This window comes from Pseudomonas sp. RAC1 (genome assembly GCF_030658255.1).
In the GTDB taxonomy this organism is placed as follows: Bacteria; Pseudomonadota; Gammaproteobacteria; order Pseudomonadales; family Pseudomonadaceae; genus Aquipseudomonas; species Aquipseudomonas boreofloridensis.
In genome coordinates this window covers 130,918-148,261 of sequence record NZ_JAUTXS020000036.1, presented here as the reverse complement: position 1 = coordinate 148,261, position 17,344 = coordinate 130,918, and the positions used below count along the sequence as shown (strand labels likewise).

Annotated in this window: 14 protein-coding genes; 8 read left to right on the top strand and 6 right to left on the bottom strand. The window is 64.6% G+C overall.

Going from position 1 to position 17,344, the window contains the following annotated elements:
• Positions 1–12 precede the first annotated feature (12 nt).
• Positions 13–2,769 (bottom strand): response regulator, encoded by a 2,757-nt coding sequence (locus Q7C30_RS15675; RefSeq protein WP_317872056.1) that lies wholly within the window; start codon positions 2,767–2,769, stop codon positions 13–15.
• A gap of 239 nt (positions 2,770–3,008) precedes the next feature.
• On the opposite strand from Q7C30_RS15675, the gene cysM reads away from it, so the two are divergent.
• From cysM to Q7C30_RS15650, 5 genes are all read left to right on the top strand, one after another.
• Positions 3,009–3,908 carry a cysteine synthase CysM gene (cysM, locus tag Q7C30_RS15670; RefSeq protein WP_317872055.1) on the top strand — a complete coding sequence of 300 codons (900 nt, stop codon included), beginning with the start codon at positions 3,009–3,011 and terminating at the stop codon, positions 3,906–3,908.
• Positions 3,908–5,272: a 23S rRNA (uracil(1939)-C(5))-methyltransferase RlmD gene (gene rlmD, locus Q7C30_RS15665; RefSeq protein ID WP_317872054.1), complete on the top strand. Its 1,365-nt coding sequence runs from the start codon at positions 3,908–3,910 to the stop codon at positions 5,270–5,272. The genes cysM and rlmD overlap by 1 nt, the downstream gene beginning before the upstream one ends.
• A gap of 96 nt (positions 5,273–5,368) precedes the next feature.
• Positions 5,369–7,609 carry a GTP diphosphokinase gene (gene relA / locus Q7C30_RS15660; RefSeq protein WP_029612913.1) on the top strand — a complete coding sequence of 747 codons (2,241 nt, stop codon included), beginning with the start codon at positions 5,369–5,371 and terminating at the stop codon, positions 7,607–7,609.
• A gap of 84 nt (positions 7,610–7,693) precedes the next feature.
• Complete coding sequence (gene mazG / locus Q7C30_RS15655; RefSeq protein WP_116887735.1) at positions 7,694–8,527, top strand: nucleoside triphosphate pyrophosphohydrolase; 834 nt, start codon at positions 7,694–7,696, stop codon at positions 8,525–8,527.
• Between the two features lie 26 nt (positions 8,528–8,553).
• Positions 8,554–9,093: a DUF2058 domain-containing protein gene (locus Q7C30_RS15650; RefSeq protein WP_317872053.1), complete on the top strand. Its 540-nt coding sequence runs from the start codon at positions 8,554–8,556 to the stop codon at positions 9,091–9,093.
• A gap of 44 nt (positions 9,094–9,137) precedes the next feature.
• Here Q7C30_RS15650 and Q7C30_RS15645 read toward each other — a convergent pair whose 3' ends face one another.
• The 4 genes from Q7C30_RS15645 to purM form a co-directional block, all read right to left on the bottom strand.
• Positions 9,138–9,320: a hypothetical protein gene (locus tag Q7C30_RS15645; protein ID WP_029614650.1), complete on the bottom strand. Its 183-nt coding sequence runs from the start codon at positions 9,318–9,320 to the stop codon at positions 9,138–9,140.
• A 168-nt stretch (positions 9,321–9,488) separates the two neighbouring features.
• Positions 9,489–10,199 carry a DUF3108 domain-containing protein gene (locus tag Q7C30_RS15640; protein ID WP_317872052.1) on the bottom strand — a complete coding sequence of 237 codons (711 nt, stop codon included), beginning with the start codon at positions 10,197–10,199 and terminating at the stop codon, positions 9,489–9,491.
• A gap of 8 nt (positions 10,200–10,207) precedes the next feature.
• A complete protein-coding gene (purN, locus tag Q7C30_RS15635) occupies positions 10,208–10,861 on the bottom strand; it encodes a phosphoribosylglycinamide formyltransferase (RefSeq protein WP_029614648.1) in 654 nt (217 codons plus the stop codon).
• Positions 10,861–11,919, bottom strand: coding sequence for a phosphoribosylformylglycinamidine cyclo-ligase (gene purM, locus Q7C30_RS15630; protein ID WP_317872051.1), 1,059 nt, complete (start codon positions 11,917–11,919; stop codon positions 10,861–10,863). The genes purN and purM overlap by 1 nt, the downstream gene beginning before the upstream one ends.
• 277 nt (positions 11,920–12,196) lie before the next feature.
• On the opposite strand from purM, the gene Q7C30_RS15625 reads away from it, so the two are divergent.
• The 3 genes from Q7C30_RS15625 to mqo all read left to right on the top strand — a co-directional run bounded on the left by Q7C30_RS15625 (position 12,197) and on the right by mqo (position 16,257).
• Positions 12,197–13,261 carry a DUF2066 domain-containing protein gene (locus Q7C30_RS15625; protein WP_317872050.1) on the top strand — a complete coding sequence of 355 codons (1,065 nt, stop codon included), beginning with the start codon at positions 12,197–12,199 and terminating at the stop codon, positions 13,259–13,261.
• Between the two features lie 12 nt (positions 13,262–13,273).
• Positions 13,274–14,347 carry an AI-2E family transporter gene (locus Q7C30_RS15620; protein WP_317872049.1) on the top strand — a complete coding sequence of 358 codons (1,074 nt, stop codon included), beginning with the start codon at positions 13,274–13,276 and terminating at the stop codon, positions 14,345–14,347.
• Between the two features lie 266 nt (positions 14,348–14,613).
• Positions 14,614–16,257: a malate dehydrogenase (quinone) gene (gene mqo / locus Q7C30_RS15615; protein ID WP_317872048.1), complete on the top strand. Its 1,644-nt coding sequence runs from the start codon at positions 14,614–14,616 to the stop codon at positions 16,255–16,257.
• A gap of 166 nt (positions 16,258–16,423) precedes the next feature.
• Here the strand turns inward: mqo and Q7C30_RS15610 are convergent, their stop codons facing one another.
• Entirely contained in the window at positions 16,424–17,311 is an 888-nt protein-coding gene (locus Q7C30_RS15610; RefSeq protein ID WP_317872047.1) for a LysR family transcriptional regulator, read from the bottom strand.
• Between the last annotated feature and the right edge of the window lie 33 nt (positions 17,312–17,344).

The window sequence follows — 17,344 nt, the reverse complement described above, 5'->3', positions numbered from 1 at the left end:
GGCAATCGGTTGTCAGGCGGAAAAGTGCGCCTGTTGCGCCAGACGCTCGATGGCCAGGTCCAACTCGTCGAGCGCCTGGGTGGTCTGGGGGCTGTCCTGCTTGAGCAAGGTCTCGGCGCGCTGGCAGGCCGCACGCAGTTGCGGCACCCCGCAATAGCGCGAAGCCCCGTTGAGGCGATGCACGCGCTCGATCATCGCCGCGCGGTCACCCAGCTCGCGCGCGCTGGCGATGGCCTGACGGTCGCCCTCCAGCGACGCCAGCAGCATGGCCAGCATGTCGGCGGCCAGGTCCGCTTTGCCGGCTGCCAGGCGCAGGCCTTCTTCGTGATCCAGCACCAGCAGTTCGCTGCTGTCGGGCAGGCGTTCGCTGGCGCGCTCCGGCGGCGGCGTGCCGAGGTTCAGCCCGGTCCATTTCATCACCACCTGGGCCAGTTGGCGCTCGCTGATCGGCTTGGTCAGATAATCATCCATGCCGCTGTGCAACAAGGCGCGCTTTTCATTGGCCATGGCGTGCGCAGTGAGGGCGACGATGGGCAGCGGCGGATCGTTCTGGCGCGTTTCCCAGTCGCGGATCTGCTCGGTACAGGCGCAGCCGTCCATGCCCGGCATCTGCACGTCCATCAGCACCAGGTCGAAGGGCGCAGCCTGGACTGCCTCCACCGCCGCGAAGCCGCTGTCCACCGCGACCACTTGGGCGCCCATGTCCTCGAGCAGGGTTTGCACCAGCAGCAGGTTGGCCGGGTTGTCGTCGACGCACAGGATGCGAGGTAGGCGCGTGCCGATGCCCTGGCGCACATCGACGTTGGGGCGACTCGGTTGCATCAACTCCAGCAGCAGGCGCCGCAGTTTGCGGGTGCAGGTGGGCTTGGACAGCAGTTGGCCGTGGCCATTGGGCAGGAACGGGTGGTACTGCGCCTGCTCGGTGGTCGGGCACAGCACCACGCATTGGCAGCCCAGACGCTCGAGCTGCTGGTGGTACTGGCCGAGGCGTTCCGGCGCGAGGATGCCGAGGTGGGCGCCAAGCACCGCCAGTTCGAACGGCTGCCCGGCCTGACTGGCCGCCTGCACCCCTTGCAGCAGTTGGTCGAACGAGCCGAACAGACTGACACTCAGGCCGCAATCCTCCAACTGATGCTGCAACGCCTGGCGCGCCAGTTCATGCCCATCGACGATCGCGGCGCGGCGACCGATCAGGGCCTGCAGCGGCAAGGCGTCGGTATCGTCATGGGCCTTGGGCAAGTTGAGGTTGATCCAGAACTGCGAGCCTTCGCCGGGCGTGCTGTCGACGCCGATTTCGCCGCCCATCTGCTCGATCAGGCGCTTGGAGATCACCAGTCCCAAGCCGGTGCCGCCGGGCTGGCGAGACAGCGAGTTGTCGGCCTGGCTGAAGGCCTGGAACAGCGCGCGCACGTCCTGTGGTGACAGACCGATGCCGGTGTCCTGCACGCTGATGCGCAACTGTGCGGTGTCCTCGTGTTCGTCCTCGACCATGGCGCGCACGACGATGGTGCCTTCGCGGGTGAACTTGATGGCATTGCTCACCAGGTTGGTGAGGATCTGCTTGAGCCGCAATGGATCGCCGATCAGCGACAACGGCGTGTCACGGTAGACCAGGCTGACCAGTTCCAACTGCTTGGCGTGGGCGGCGGGCGCCAGGATGGTCAGGGTGTCCTGGATCAGGTCGCGCAGGTTGAACGGAATGCTGTCGAGCACCAGCTTGCCGGCTTCGATCTTGGAGAAGTCGAGAATTTCGTTGATGATGCCCAGCAGGTTGTCGGCCGATTTCTCGATGGTACCCAGGTAGTCGAGCTGGCGCGGCGTGAGCTCGCTCTTTTGCAGCAGGTGGGTGAAGCCGAGGATACCGTTGAGCGGGGTGCGGATTTCGTGGCTCATGTTGGCGAGGAATTCGGACTTGATGCGGCTGGCCTCCAACGCTTCCTTGCGCGCCATGTCCAGCTCGATGTTCTGGATCTCGATGGTTTCCAGGTTCTGGCGCACGTCCTCGGTGGCCTGGTCGATGCTGTGCTGCAATTCCTCGTGGGCATTGTGCAGGGTCTCGGCCATGCGGTTGATGCCGGCAGCCAACTCGTCCAGCTCGACGCTGCCCATCGGTGGCAGGCGTTCTTCGAGGTGGCCTTCCTTGAGCTGGGTGACGGCATGCTTGATGCGCCCGATCGGGCCGTTGATCGCCCGGCTCATGCGCAGCGCCAGCAGGGCGTTGAGGCTCAGGCAGGCAAGGATCAGCAGCAGGCTGGTGAACAGGTTGCGGTAGCCGCGCAGCAGGGTGCCGTCGTGGGACAGTTCGATCTCGACCCAGCCCAGCAGGCGTTCGCGCTCGTCCGGCACCGCCGCGGTGGCCAGGTCGCGGTGATGGCCGAACACCGGCATCAGGTAGCGCGTGGCGTCGTTGCCGCTGCGTTGCAGCAGTTGCGTGCCGGTGCCGCCGCTGGGCGGTGGGTTGAGCATGCTCGGGCCTGCGTGGGCCAGGCGCGAGCGGTTCGGGGCGAGGAACGCCACCGCGCGCACATCGGCTTGTTCCAGCGCCTCGGCGGCGATCCGCTCCAACTGCGCCGGCGTGTTCTGCGCCAGGGCTGGCGCGGCCAGCGGGGCCAGTTGCTCGGCGATCATCTTGCCGCGTTGCAGCAGTTGGCTGCGCAGTTCGTTCTGCTGCAGCCAGGTGAAATAACTGCCCAGCACCAGCGCCATCAGCCCGGCGGGCAGGAGGGCCAGCAGCAGGACGCGGCTTCTGATTCCCAAACGATCGAGCACACTGGTCTCCTGTCATGTGCGGGCGGGCCGTCCACGCAGGACGGCGAGCAGGCTGAACGTTACTCCGCGTTCGGCCCCAATGCACTGGGTTTGTGCACCTCGGTGTTGAGCGGGATCACGCAAGAACGCGCTGGAGCGATATAGCTGAATGCTATAGACCCCGACGATTGCGTGATATGGCCAAACCGGCTTTGCCGGTATGATAGTCGCCCCTGCCGTCCTGATTGCGAAACACGCCCATGACCTTGCAGTACCCAACCATCGCCGATTGCGTCGGCAACACCCCGCTGGTGCGCCTGCAGCGCATGGCCGGGCACACCAGCAACACCTTGCTGCTCAAGCTCGAAGGCAACAATCCTGCCGGTTCGGTCAAGGATCGCCCGGCGCTGTCGATGATCGCCCGAGCCGAACTGCGCAACCAGATCAAGCCCGGCGATACGCTGATCGAGGCCACCTCCGGCAATACCGGTATCGCCCTGGCCATGGCCGCAGCGATCAAGGGTTACAAGATGATCCTGATCATGCCGGACAACTCCACCGCCGAGCGCAAGGCCGCCATGACCGCCTACGGCGCCGAGCTGATCCTGGTGTCCAAGGAGGAGGGCATGGAAGGCGCGCGCGACCTGGCCGACAAACTGCAGGCCGAAGGCCGCGGCCTGGTGCTCGATCAGTTCGCCAATGGCGACAATCCCATCGCGCACTACACCAGCACCGGCCCGGAGATCTGGCAGCAGACCCAGGGCGGCGTGACCCATTTCATCAGTTCCATGGGCACCACCGGCACCATCATGGGCTGTTCGCAGTACCTCAAGGAGCAGAACCCGGCGGTGCAGATCGTCGGTCTGCAACCGATGGAAGGTTCGGCCATCCCCGGTATTCGCCGCTGGCCCGAGCAGTACCTGCCGAAGATCTTCGACGCCACGCGGGTGGATCGAGTGGTCGACATGTCCCAGGAAGAAGCCGAAGCGACCATGCGCCGGCTCGCCCGCGAAGAGGGCATTTTCTGTGGCGTGTCCTCTGGCGGTGCGGTGGCGGCGATGCTGCGTCTGTCCCGAGAAATGGAAAATGCCGTGATGGTCGCGATCATCTGCGACCGCGGCGACCGCTACCTGTCCACCGGCCTGTTCGACGCGACCTGATGTCCAGAAAGAAAAGCAACAGCAGCAACCTGCGCTTCCAACCTGCCGGCGGCGATCGCCGCGCGCAGGTGCCCGTGGGCAAGAAACAGCGCCTGGACATCGAGCGCCTGGCCGGAGACGGTCGTGGCATCGCCTTCGTCGAGGGGCGCACCTGGTTCGTCAGTGGCGCCTTGGCGGGCGAGGCGGTCGAGGCGCGGGTGCTCAGTGCCCGCGGCAAGATCGTCGAAGCGCGCCTGGAGCGGGTGCTGCAAGGCAGCCCTGAACGTCGCGAAGCGCCGTGCCGACACTACGCCCGTTGCGGTGGCTGCACCGTGCAGCACCTGCCGCATGCCGCGCAGCTGGCGCTCAAGCAGCGTCAGTTGGCCGAGCAGTTGCAACGGCTGGCGGGTGTCCAGCCAGAGGCGTGGGCCGCGCCATTGGCCGGGCCGGAGTTCGGCTACCGCCGCCGCGCACGCCTTGCCGTGCGTTGGGACGCCAAGGCCCGCGAGCTGCAGGTCGGTTTTCGTGCCGAGGCCAGCCAGGACATCATCGCCATCGACGATTGCCCGGTGCTGGTACAGCCCTTGCAGGCGATCCTGCGCCATTTGCCGACCGTGCTGCGCAGCCTGAGCACGCCGCAGGCCCTGGGGCATGTCGAGCTGTTCAGCGGCAGCGCCGACTCGGTGCTGGTGCGTCATGTGTCCGCGTTGCCCGAGCAGGATGTGGCGCGGTTGCAGGCGTTCTGCCAGGAAGCCGGGGCGCAGCTCTGGCTGCAGGGCGAGGGCGAGCCTGCGCCCTGCGATCCCGCCTCCAGGCTGGGTTTCAGCCTGGCACCCTGGGGGCTGGAACTGGCCTGGCGGCCGGGCGACTTCGTCCAGGTCAATGCGCAGGTCAACACGCAGATGATCGAGCAGGCGCTGGCCTGGTTGAACGTGCAGCAGGACGAGCGGGTGCTGGACCTGTTCTGCGGCCTGGGCAACTTTGCCCTGCCGCTGGCACGTCAGGCGCGCGAAGTGGTCGCGGTGGAGGGCGTGCAAACCATGGTTGACCGCGCCGCCGCCAACGCGCAGGCCAACGATGTGCATAACGTGCGGTTTTTTCAGGCCGATTTATCGCAGTCGCTGGCCGCTGCCGAGTGGGCCGCCGAGGGCTTTTCTGCGGTACTCTTGGACCCACCTCGCGACGGTGCCCACGAGGTGGTGCAAGGCATCGCCCGGCTCAAGGCCCGGCGATTGGTGTATGTATCGTGCAACCCCGCGACGCTGGCGCGAGATGCGCAGGTGCTGGTCGGCCAGGGGTACCGGTTAAAAAGGGCCGGGATTCTCGACATGTTTCCTCAGACGGCCCATGTCGAGGCCATGGCGTTATTCGAAGCGGGCCAGTAACGGCTGGCCCCTTGGTAGCGCTTCCACGGAATGGAAGCGGTACGGTTGATTGCCAGTGCGTCCGTTGGGCGCGCTGTATGGAAAGGTAAACGAAACATGGTACAGGTGAGAGTGCACCAGCCGGTCAACACCGACGGCAGTATCAACCTCGATGCATGGCTCGATCATGTGGTGAGCGTCGATTCGGCGCTGGATCGCACGGCCCTCAAAGAGGCCTGCGATTTCGCCCAGGACGTCGAGAAGAAGGGCAACCCCGCCAAGCACTCCTGGGCCGACGGCACCTCGAGTTTCCAGGCGGGCCTGGAAATCGCCGAGATCCTCGCCGACCTCAAGCTCGACCAGGATTCGCTGGTCGCCGCCGTGATCTATCGCTCGGTGCGCGAGGGCAAGGTGACCTTGGCCGAGGTCGGTCAACGTTTCGGGCCCGTGGTGTCCAAGCTGGTCGACGGGGTGCTGCGCATGGCCGCCATCAGTGCCAGCCTCAGTCCGCGCCAGTCGCTGGTGCTCGGCTCCCAGGCCCAGGTGGAAAACCTGCGCAAGATGCTGGTGGCGATGGTCGATGACGTGCGTGTGGCGCTGATCAAGCTGGCCGAGCGCACCTGCGCCATCCGTGCGGTGAAGTCTGCCGATGACGAAAAGCGTCTGCGCGTGGCCCGCGAGGTGTTCGACATCTATGCACCGCTGGCCCACCGCCTGGGTATCGGCCACATCAAGTGGGAACTCGAAGACCTTTCGTTCCGCTACCTGGAGCCCGACCAGTACAAGCAGATCGCCAAGCTGCTGCACGAGCGACGGCTGGACCGCGAGCGGTTCATCTCCGATGTGATGAACCAGTTGCAGAACGAACTGCTGGCCACCGGCGTCAAGGCCGACATCAGCGGCCGGGCCAAACATATCTATTCGATCTGGCGCAAAATGCAGCGCAAAGGCCTGGAATTCAGCCAGATCTACGACGTGCGTGCGGTGCGCGTGCTGGTCCCGGAAATCCGCGACTGCTACACCGCGCTGGGTATCGTCCACACCTTGTGGCGGCACATTCCCAAGGAATTCGACGACTACGTCGCCAACCCCAAGGAAAACGGCTACCGCTCGTTGCACACGGCGGTGATCGGCCCCGAGGGCAAGGTGCTCGAAGTGCAGATCCGCACCCACGGCATGCACGAAGAAGCCGAACTGGGCGTCTGTGCGCACTGGAAGTACAAGGGCACCGACGTCAAGTCCAGCTCCAACCATTACGAAGAGAAAATTTCCTGGTTGCGCCAGGTGCTGGAGTGGCACGAGGAACTCGGCGACATCGGCGGCCTGGCCGAGCAACTGCGGGTCGACATCGAGCCGGACCGGGTCTACGTGTTCACCCCCGATGGCCACGCCATCGACCTGCCCAAGGGCGCCACGCCGCTGGACTTCGCCTACCGCGTGCACACCGAGATCGGCCATAACTGCCGAGGCGCCAAGATCAACGGGCGCATCGTGCCGCTGAACTACAGCCTGCAGACCGGCGAGCAGGTGGAGATCATCACCAGCAAGCACGGCAGCCCGAGCCGTGACTGGCTGAACTCCAACCTGGGCTACGTCACCACCTCGCGGGCGCGGGCCAAGATCGTCCACTGGTTCAAGTTGCAGGCGCGCGATCAGAACGTCGCGGCCGGCAAGACCCTGCTCGAGCGCGAGCTCAGCCGCTTGGGGCTGCCGCAGGTCGACTTCGAACGCCTGGCGGAAAAGGCCAACGTCAAGACTGCCGAAGACCTGTTCGCGGCCCTGGGGGCTGGTGATCTGCGCCTGGCTCATCTGGTCAACGCCGCCCAGCAGTTGATCGAGCCGGAGCGCATCGAGCAGGTCGAGTTGATTCCGCGCGCGGCGCGCGGCACCCGTGCCGGCAAGCGCAGCGACATCCAGATCCAGGGGGTCGGCAACCTGCTCACACAGATGGCGGGCTGCTGCCAGCCGCTGCCGGGCGATGCCATCGTCGGTTACATCACCCAGGGGCGCGGGGTGAGTATCCACCGCCAGGATTGCGCCTCGGTGCTGCAATTGGCCGGCAAGGAACCCGAGCGCATCATTCAGGTGAGCTGGGGGCCGATTCCGGTGCAGACCTATCCGGTCGACATCGTCATCCGCGCCTACGACCGGCCGGGGCTGCTGCGCGATGTGTCGCAGGTGCTGCTCAACGAGAAGATCAACGTGCTGGCGGTCAATACCCGGTCGAACAAGGAAGACAACACCGCGCTCATGTCGCTGACCATCGAGATTCCCGGCCTGGATGCATTGGGGCGCCTGCTCGGGCGCATCTCGCAACTGCCGAATATCATCGAGACGCGGCGTAACCGCACGCCCTGAGACCGTACCCCCTTGTCAGGCTGACCCCGCCCCTGTGGGCGCGGAGTCAGCCGCGATGAAACCGCCACCGAAGGACTTGCCCCCATGACTTACGCCCTGGACGACCTGCTGCACCTCATGGCCCGTCTGCGCGACCCGCAGTTCGGTTGCCCGTGGGATGTGGAGCAGGACTACGCCAGCATCGTCAAGCACACCCTCGAGGAAGCCTACGAGGTGGCCGATGCCATCGAGCAGGGCGATCTGGTCCAGTTGCAGGGCGAGCTCGGCGACCTGCTGTTCCAGGTGGTCTACTACAGCCAATTGGCGCGCGAGGACGGGCGGTTCGATTTTGCTGACGTGGTCGATTCGATCACCCGCAAGCTGATCCGTCGTCATCCCCACGTGTTCCCAACGGGCGACCTGTACGCACCCGTCGATGCCCCGCGCCTGAGCGAAGCGCAGGTCAAGGCGCGCTGGGAGCAGATCAAGGCCGAGGAGCGCGCCGAGAAGAGCACGCCTGAGCAGTTGTCGTTGCTCGACGATGTGCCGGCCGCCTTGCCGGCGCTATCGCGTGCGGCCAAACTGCAGAAGCGCGCCGCCACCGTCGGTTTCGACTGGCCCGAGGCGCTGCCGGTACTGGACAAGGTCCGTGAAGAGCTCGACGAGGTGCTGCAAGCGATGGCCGAGGGCGATGCCCTGGCGCTGGAAGATGAAGTCGGCGACCTGCTGTTCGCTGCCGTGAACCTGGCTCGCCACCTCAAGTTGGACCCAGAAAACGCCCTGCGTGGCGCCAACCGTAAATTCGAACGACGTTTTCGCTTCATCGAGCAGGCACTGCGCGACGCCAGCCGCCCGATCGAAGCCTGTAGCCTTGACGAGCTGGACGCCCTCTGGGGCGAAGCCAAGCGTCAGGAAAAGAACCTGCCCAGCTGCGGCTGAGCCGATGCATAAGTGAGTGAACACCCATGAGCCTTTCCCTTCGCGATCAATTGCTCAAGGCCGGTCTGGTCAACCAGAAGCAGGTCTCCCAGACCAACAAGGCCGAGAAGAAACAGAAACGCCTGCAGCACAAAGGCCAGTTGGAGGTCGATGACAGCCAGCAGCGCCAGGCCAAGGAAGCCATGGCCGAGAAGGCCAGGAAAGACCAGGAACTGAACCGTCAGTTGCAGGAGAAGGCCGAGCAGAAGGCGCGTGCCGCCCAGGTCAAGCAACTGATCGAGGCCACCCGGCTGCCCAAGCTCAATACCGAGGACTACTTCAACTTCGTCGACGACAAGAAGGTCAAGCGCATCGCCGTCAATGCCCTGATGCGCAGCAAGCTGAGCAATGGCTCGTTGGCGATCGTTGCCCATGGCGGTGGCTATGAAGTGATTCCTCGCGAAGCCGCGGTGAAGGTCCAGGAGCGTGCGCCACAGCGCATCCTGCTGCTCAACACCCATGTCGAGGAAACTGACGAGGACGATCCGTACGCGGCCTACAAGATCCCTGACGATCTCATGTGGTAAATGACGAAAACCCCGCCTAGGCGGGGTTTTTCGTGAGTGGGCACTTACTGCGTGCGGCGCTGGTTCTCGAGGGTCTCGAGCTCCTGGCGGTACTGATGGGCTTGGTGCTCGTCATGGAACATGCCGACCAGTTGGCCCTGCTGGTGCACATCCCAGATCCGCACGCCAGCGGCCAGGCCTTCGTGGGACATTTTCGATTCGTCGCGTTCGGTTACTTGGACAGTCATCGGTAAACTCCACTTTCGTTGGTCTGCGACACTGTGTCGCACACCCTCTTTATAGAGTTTGTTAGCAGGCTAAGTAAATAAAACGACGATGAAACAATGTTCATCAATGTGCGGGGAACAAAACAAAGCCCCGCACAGGGCGGGGCTTGGGAAACAGCACAGAGGCGATCAGTTGCCTTTTACCGATTTGCCGTCGACCGTGCCGTCCTGCAGCACGATCACGTATTCCTTGCCATCGGTCTCCACCTGGCGCAGTTGCACCAGCAGGTAGTCCCAATCCTTGGCGAACCACAGCTCGGTGATCCGTTTGCTCTGGCTTGGATCGCGGACACGCTCCACTTTCACGGCATCGACCTGGCCCGTCTTGGTGGCGACCTTCTCGGCGCCCAGCACGCGGAAGTCGTAGGTGTCGATCTCGTCACCGTCGACCACTTGGTAGGTCATGCTCTTCTTGCCGGCGGCCACGTCATGTTGCAGCGCCAACTGGTAGGACGACTTGTCCAGCACGCCACGGTTGAGCGGCAGGCTGATGGCATCACCACGGTCGCTACCGGTGACTTTCTTGCTGCTCCAGTCGAAATCCAGGTCGACTTTCTTGGCCTTGCCCAGGCCGCCGCGCTCGAAGTGATACTTCTGCGGCAGCAGGGTGTCGTTTTCCATGCGCACCGTGCTCTGCTCGGTGAGGCTGGCGATCATCATGGACGCTTTGAAATTGAGGTCCCAGGTGCCGTTGGCATTCTTGACCAGGCTGCGCTCGGCGGTACCGCTCATGGGCAGTTGTTTCCAGTCGGCGGTGTAGCTGGCCGAGAAGGGCTTCAGGTCAGCTGCCTGGAGCGGCAGGGCAAGCACGGCGAGAGCCAAAAACAGGGCGCGACGCATACATTCTCCTAGGGTCGAATCAAGTGGCCGCTGGCCGCCAGCGGCTGGCCATCCAGTAATGCACCGTGATCGCCCAGGCGCAAGCGTCCTTCAGCGAACCAGCGCACTGCCAGCGGATAAATCTGATGTTCCTGTCGGTGGACCCGTTGTGCCAGGCTCTGCGCATCGTCGCCTGGCGCGACCGCTACCACAGCCTGTACGACCAAGGGCCCGCCGTCGAGTTCCTCGGTGACGAAATGAACACTGCAACCGTGTTCCGTGTCGCCGGCCTCCAGCGCCCGCTGATGGGTATGCAGCCCCTTGTACTTGGGCAGCAGCGAGGGGTGGATGTTGAGCAGTCGGCCGTGGTAGTGGCGCACGAAGCCGCCACTGAGGATGCGCATGAAACCGGCGAGTACCACAAGGTCGGGAGCATAGCTGTCGACCACGTGCATCAGCGCCGTATCGTACGCTTCACGCCCGGCGAAGCCGCCGTGCTCGAGCACGGCGGTGTCGATCCCGGCGGCGCGGGCACGCTCCAGCCCATAGGCGTCGGCGCGGTTGGCGATCACCGCACCGATTCGCGCCGGGCTGCCCTCGGCGCGGTTGCTGTCGATCAGCGCTTGCAGGTTGCTGCCGGACCCCGACAGCAGGACGACCACATTGCAGGACTTGCTCGGCATCAGTGTGCCTTGAGGTTGTGCAGCTCGACCTGCGCGGCGCCTTCGGCGGCCACGTCGATGCGACCGATCACCCAAGGCTGCTCGCCGGCCTGGCGCAGTACGGCCAGGGCGCCATCGACCTGGTCCTGGGCCACGCAGATGACCATGCCTACGCCGCAGTTGAGCACGCGGTGCATTTCATGCTCGTCGACATTGCCTTTTTCCTGAAGGAAATCGAAGACTGCCGGACGCTGCCAGCTGGCCACATCGACCACGGCCTGGGCGCCTTTTGGCAGCACGCGCGGGATGTTGTCGAGCAGGCCACCGCCGGTGATGTGGGCCATGGCCTTGACCGCGCCGGTCTTCTTGATCAGTTCCAGCAGCGGCTTGACGTAGATGCGCGTCGGCGCCATCAGCAGGTCGGCCAGCGGCTTGCCGTCGAGCTGGGTGTTGTCGATGTCGGTGCTGGACACTTCGAGGATCTTGCGGATCAGCGAGTAGCCATTGGAGTGCGGGCCGGAGGAGGGCAGGGCGATCAGGGCGTCGCCGGTGACCACTTTCGAGCCGTCGATGATTTCCGATTTTTCCACCACGCCGACGCAGAAACCGGCCAGGTCGTAGTCTTCGCCTTCGTACATGCCGGGCATTTCGGCGGTCTCGCCACCGACCAGCGAGCAGCCGGCCAGTTCGCAGCCGGCACCGATGCCGGTGACCACGGTGGCCGCGACGTCGACGTTGAGCTTGCCAGTGGCGTAGTAGTCGAGGAAGAACAGCGGCTCGGCGCCGCACACCACCAGGTCGTTGACGCACATGGCGACCAGGTCCTGACCGATGCTGTCGTGTTTGTTCAGGTTCAGCGCCAGGCGCAGCTTGGTGCCGACGCCGTCGGTGCCGGACACCAGCACGGGCTGCTTGTAGCCGGCCGGGATCTCGCAGAGGGCGCCGAAGCCGCCCAGGCCACCCATGACTTCAGGGCGTGCGGTGCGCTTGGCCACGCCCTTGATGCGTTCGACCAGTGCTTCGCCGGCGTCGATGTCTACACCGGCGTCCTTGTAGCTCAGGGAGGGTTGCTTGCTCATTGATCCAGGCCTTTAGAGGGAGGGATTCAGGAAAACGACCAGCGCGGCCAAGGCCGGCTTCGAGGGCGGCGGCTGCCTGTACGTGACTGGTCTGCGAAGGCGCGCGATTTTATCAGGGTTGCCCGGCAGCGGCCATCCTCCATTGAGCGGCCGGTGGCAACCGCCAGGCCGCGAGCTATAAGAAAAGACAGGCGGTATCGCCGTGCGCTTTTGCTTGCCGCTGACCGCTCGCAGCTTGTAGCTTCTGCGAGGAACGTCACCTGGACAGGAATTCTTCATGCGTTTTTTTCATTACCTGGCAGTGGCCTGTGCGGGCCTGATCGCCGCGACGGCGCAGGCCGAGACCGTTTCGGGCCTGTATCAGGTTCGTGAGCCTGTCGAGGGCCAGGGCAGCGAGGCCCGTACCCAGGCCACCAGCAAGGCACTGGATACCCTGGTACTGCGCCTGACCGGCGACCCGAAGGCGATTCAGAATCCAGCCGTGGCCGCACTGCGCAAGGATCCGCGGCAGATCATCAACCAGGTCGGCAACGAGGCCGGCCCGCCCGAGGCAGTGGTGGTCGAATTCGATCCCGGCAGCACCGAGCGCGCCTTGCGCCAGGGCGGTCTGGCGCTGTGGGGCAGCAATCGGCCGTCGATCCTCGGGTGGTGGTTGAACGACACCGTCGAGGGCAGCAGTCTGGTGGGCGATGGCCAGACCAGTGCCGAACCGCTGCGCCAGGCCGCCCAGCATCGTGGCCTGCCGTTGCGCCTGCCGTTGGCCGACCTGCAGGAGCAACTGGTGGCCAATGCCAAGCAGCTAGAAGGCAAGGATCCGGCGCCGCTGCGCGAGGTCTCCGAGCGCTACAACGCCGATGCCTTGCTGGCTGTGCACGCCCAGGAAACCGACGGCAAGTGGCAGGGCAAGTGGCAGTTGTGGTTGGGCGACCAGCGCGAGCAGGGCAGCGCCGAGGGCGCCGATCAGGCGGCGTTGGCCGACGCCGTGATGCTGGCGATCAGCACCCGCTTGGCGCCGCGCTATGTCGTGCGGCCCGGGACGAGTAGCGAACTGCAGGTGCAGGTACAGGGCATGAACCTGCAGCGTTACGCCGAACTGGGACGGGTGCTCGAGCCTTACGGTCCGCGACTGCAGGCAGCCGAGGGCGACACACTCACCTACGCCGTCAGCGGCAATCGCGAGCAGTTGCGTGCCCAATTGGGTCTGGCGCACCTTCAAGAGGTGCCTGCCGAGCAGATCGCGCCTGTCGCGCCGACGCCTGCGCCGCAAACCGCGTCCGGTCAGCCAGGCGCAGCGCAGCCGCCTGCGCCGGCTGCGTTCGATGGCCTACGTTTTCGCTGGTAAGGAGTGTCGACGATGACCGATATGCGCCGTTGGGCCTGGCTGGGCGTGGCCTTGTTGATCGCCCTGTTGTTGTTCCTGTTGCATAACATCCTCTCGCCATTCCTCATCGGCATCCTGCTGGCGTACCTGGCCGACCCGCTGGTCGACCGCCTCGAACGACTGGGGCTGTCGCGCACCTGGGGCGTGGTGGTGGTGTTCGGCCTGTTTACCCTCATCTTCCTGGCATTGTTGCTGGTGCTCGTACCGATGCTGGCCAAACAGTTGGTGCGCCTTTACGAGCTGACCCCGCAGATGCTCGACTGGTTGCAGCATGTGGCGCTGCCCTGGGTGCAGAGTCGTTTGGGCCTGGCCGACGGGTTCTGGAAGTTCGACAAGATCAAGGCCGCCATCGGCGAGCACATGGGGCAGACCACCGATATCGTCGGCGTCGTGCTGTCTCGGGCCACCGCCTCGAGCCTGGCGCTGATCGCCTGGCTGGCCAACCTGGTGCTGATCCCGGTGGTGGGCTTCTACCTGCTGCGCGACTGGGACCTGATGATGGCCAAGTTGCGCAGCCTGTTGCCGCGCCAGCGCGAAGAGCAGGTGGTCGGGCTGGCGGGCGAATGCCATGAAGTGCTGGGCGCCTTCGTTCGGGGTCAGTTGCTGGTGATGCTGGCCCTGGGCGTGATCTACGCCGCAGGCCTGTCGTTGCTGGGGCTGGAGCTGGGGCTGTTGATCGGCCTGCTGGCAGGGCTGGCGGCCATCGTGCCGTACATGGGCTTCATCGTGGGGATTGGCGCGGCGCTGATCGCCGGGCTGTTCCAGTTCGGCGGCGACCTGTACCCGATGCTGGGTATCGTCGCGGTGTTCATGGTCGGCCAGGCTTTGGAAGGCATGGTGCTGACGCCGCTGCTGGTGGGCGATCGCATCGGCCTGCATCCTGTGGCGGTGATCTTCGCCATCCTCGCCGGCGGCGAGCTGTTCGGCTTCACCGGCGTGCTGCTGGCGCTACCGGTGGCGGCGGTGATCATGGTGCTGCTGCGCCATGCCCACGACCTTTATAAAGAGTCGGACATGTATGGCGCGGACATCGACCCGCAACTCTAGCCGTCTGCGCGCCCGGCCTGCGTGCCGGGCGTCCCTCGCCCCTGGGACAAAGCGCCACCTTGACGGGCGCATCGGCAATTTGTTTGTGCTGGCATTTCAGTTACAATCCGCAACCGTTTCAGCCCACCCGCGTCAATCAGACCAAAGGCTGTCGCGCTCAAAAGGTTCTCTGGCTGCCGAATAATGATCACAAAAAGCCTGCGCTGAAGAACAAGAAACACCCGGGCCAGCCACAGGCCCTCCGTTCTACTGACTGGAAGTGATCAATGTTCAAGAAAGCTGGCAAGACCTTGCTGAGTCTGGCTGTCGCGGCGTCCTTCATGCAGGCGCACGCCGAAGACACCAAGAAAGTCGATGTGCTGCTGATCGGCGGCGGTATCATGAGCGCAACCCTGGGCGTCTGGCTCAACGAGCTGGAGCCGAGCTGGTCGATGGAGATGGTCGAGCGCCTCGATGGCGTCGCCGAAGAAAGCTCCAACGGCTGGAACAACGCCGGTACCGGCCACTCCGGCCTGGCCGAGATGAACTACACCCCGATCGATAAAGACGGCAACGTCAGCATCGCCAAGGCCGTTGAAATCAACGAAGCCTTCCAGGTGACCCGTCAGTTCCTCGCCTGGCAAGTGCGTCAGGGCGTGCTGAAGAACCCGCACTCGTTCATCAACAGCACCCCGCACATGAGCTTCGTCTGGGGCGACGACAACATCAGCTACCTGAAGAAGCGCTACGAAGCGCTGCAGGCCAGCCCGCTGTTCCGCCCGATGCAGTACTCCGAGGACCACGCGCAGATCGCCAAGTGGGTTCCGCTGATGATGGAAGGCCGTGACCCGAACCAGAAACTGGCGGTCACCTGGACGCCGATCGGCACCGACGTCAACTGGGGTGAAGTGACCCGTCAGTACGTCAGCCACCTGCAGACCCGCGACAACTTCAAGCTGAAGCTGTCCAGCGAAGTGCGCGACATCACCCGTAACAAGGACGGCTCCTGGCACGTCGAGTACAAGAACCTGAAGACCGGTGACACCGCAGCCACCGACGCCAAGTTCCTGTTCATCGGTGCCGGCGGCGGCGCGCTGAAGCTGCTGCAGAAGTCGGGCATCCCGCAGGCCGAAAACTACGGCGGCTTCCCGGTGGGCGGCTCGTTCCTGGTCACGGAAAACCCGACGATCGCCATGCAGCACATGGCCAAGGCCTACGGCGTTGCCTCCACTGGTGCACCGCCCATGTCGGTTCCGCACCTCGATACCCGGGTGCTGGACGGCAAGCGCGTGATCCTGTTCGGGCCATTCGCCACCTTCTCGCCGAAGTTCCTCAAGAACGGTTCGTACATGGACCTGCTGAGCAGCACCACCGTGCATAACGTGTGGCCGATGACCCGCGTCGGCATCGACGAGTACCCGCTGGTGGAGTACCTCGCCGGCCAGCTGATGCTCTCCGACGACGAGCGCATGGAAGCCCTGCGCACCTACTTCCCGCACGCCAAGAAGGAAGACTGGCGCCTGTGGCAAGCCGGTCAGCGCGTGCAGATCATCAAGAAGGACCCGGAGAAGGGTGGCGTGCTGAAGCTGGGCACCGAAGTGGTGACGTCCGACGACCGTACCCTGGCCGCACTGCTGGGCGCTTCGCCGGGCGCATCGACCGCCGCACCGATCATGATGGGTGTGCTGGAAAACGTGTTCAAGGACAAGGTCGCCACGCCTGAGTGGCAGGCGCGTCTGCACGAGATCGTACCGAGCTACGGCACCAAGCTGAACGACTCGCCTGCCGCCGTGCAGAAAGAGTGGAACTACACCGCCGAAGTGCTGCAACTGGACAAGCCGCCAGTGATCGACCAGAGCGTCGGCACCAGCACTGGCGATGCGCAGAGCGCACCGGTCGAAAGCAAGGCTGCCAACGACATGGCGCTGTAAGCCGTCTGGCGAAGGCCTGTCTGCAGACGGGCCTTCACCCGAAAAGCCACGAGGATCGCCACAGGCGGGCTCGTGGCTTTTTTGTGCCTGGGGGAAATGCAGCGTTTGGGTCGCGACTCAATCACGGTGAGCCGCCGCTCCTGCAGCCATCACGGGGCTTGATCGATCAGTGCGCCCCAAACAACGCCCGCGCGTGTTCGAAGCACTGCTCGGCAATCGCCGGGCGCGGCTCGCTGCGGCGCAGCAGCAGGCCGACGGGGCTGTGGATGCTGGCGTCGGCCACAGGGACGATGCGCAGGTGCTCGTTCAGCGCTTCAAGGCCGCAGTCCAGCGGCATCACCGCGCAGCAGATGCCGGCGTTCACTGCCTGGATCAGTTGGAAGGTGGAGTCGCTTTCCAGCACTGCCTGGGGCGCCAGGCCGCGACTGCGGAAACTCAAGTCCAGGGACTGGCGGTAATGCATGCCTTTGCTCAGCAGGCCGAGCGGAACCCCCGCCAGCGCTTGCCACTGCAATTGCGCGTCTGGGAACTGGAAATGCCGGATGTCGTGCAGCAGGCCCATGGTGGTGGTGCCCAGTTCGATCACTTCGAAGAAGCTGAGGTCGACCTGATCCAGGTAGCAGATACCCAGGTCCAGCTGATTGCGACTCAGGCCATCGACCACCTGCTGCGAGCTCAGCGAGCTCAATTGCAGGTGCAGTTCGGGGTATTTCTCGCGCAGCGGCAGCAGCAGTGCCATCGGATTGAAGCTGGCCAGCGGCACGCTGCCCAGGCGCAGGTTGCCGACCAGTTGGCCGCGGCAACTGGCGGCTTCGGCCTGCAGGCCGTCGTGGGCGGCGAGCAGGGTCTTGGCCCAGGCCAGGATGCGCTCGCCGGCTTCGGTGAAGCCTTCGAAACGCTGGCCGCGCTCGACCAGCACCAGGTCCAGTTCTTCTTCCAGGTTGCGCAGGCGCATCGACAGGGTCGGCTGGGAAATGTGGCACAGCTCGGCGGCCTGGCCGAAATGCCGGGTCTGGTCGAGGGCGATGAGGAACTTGAGCTGCTTGATGTCCATGGTCCGGCCTGGCAAGAAAGGGGATCGGACGGG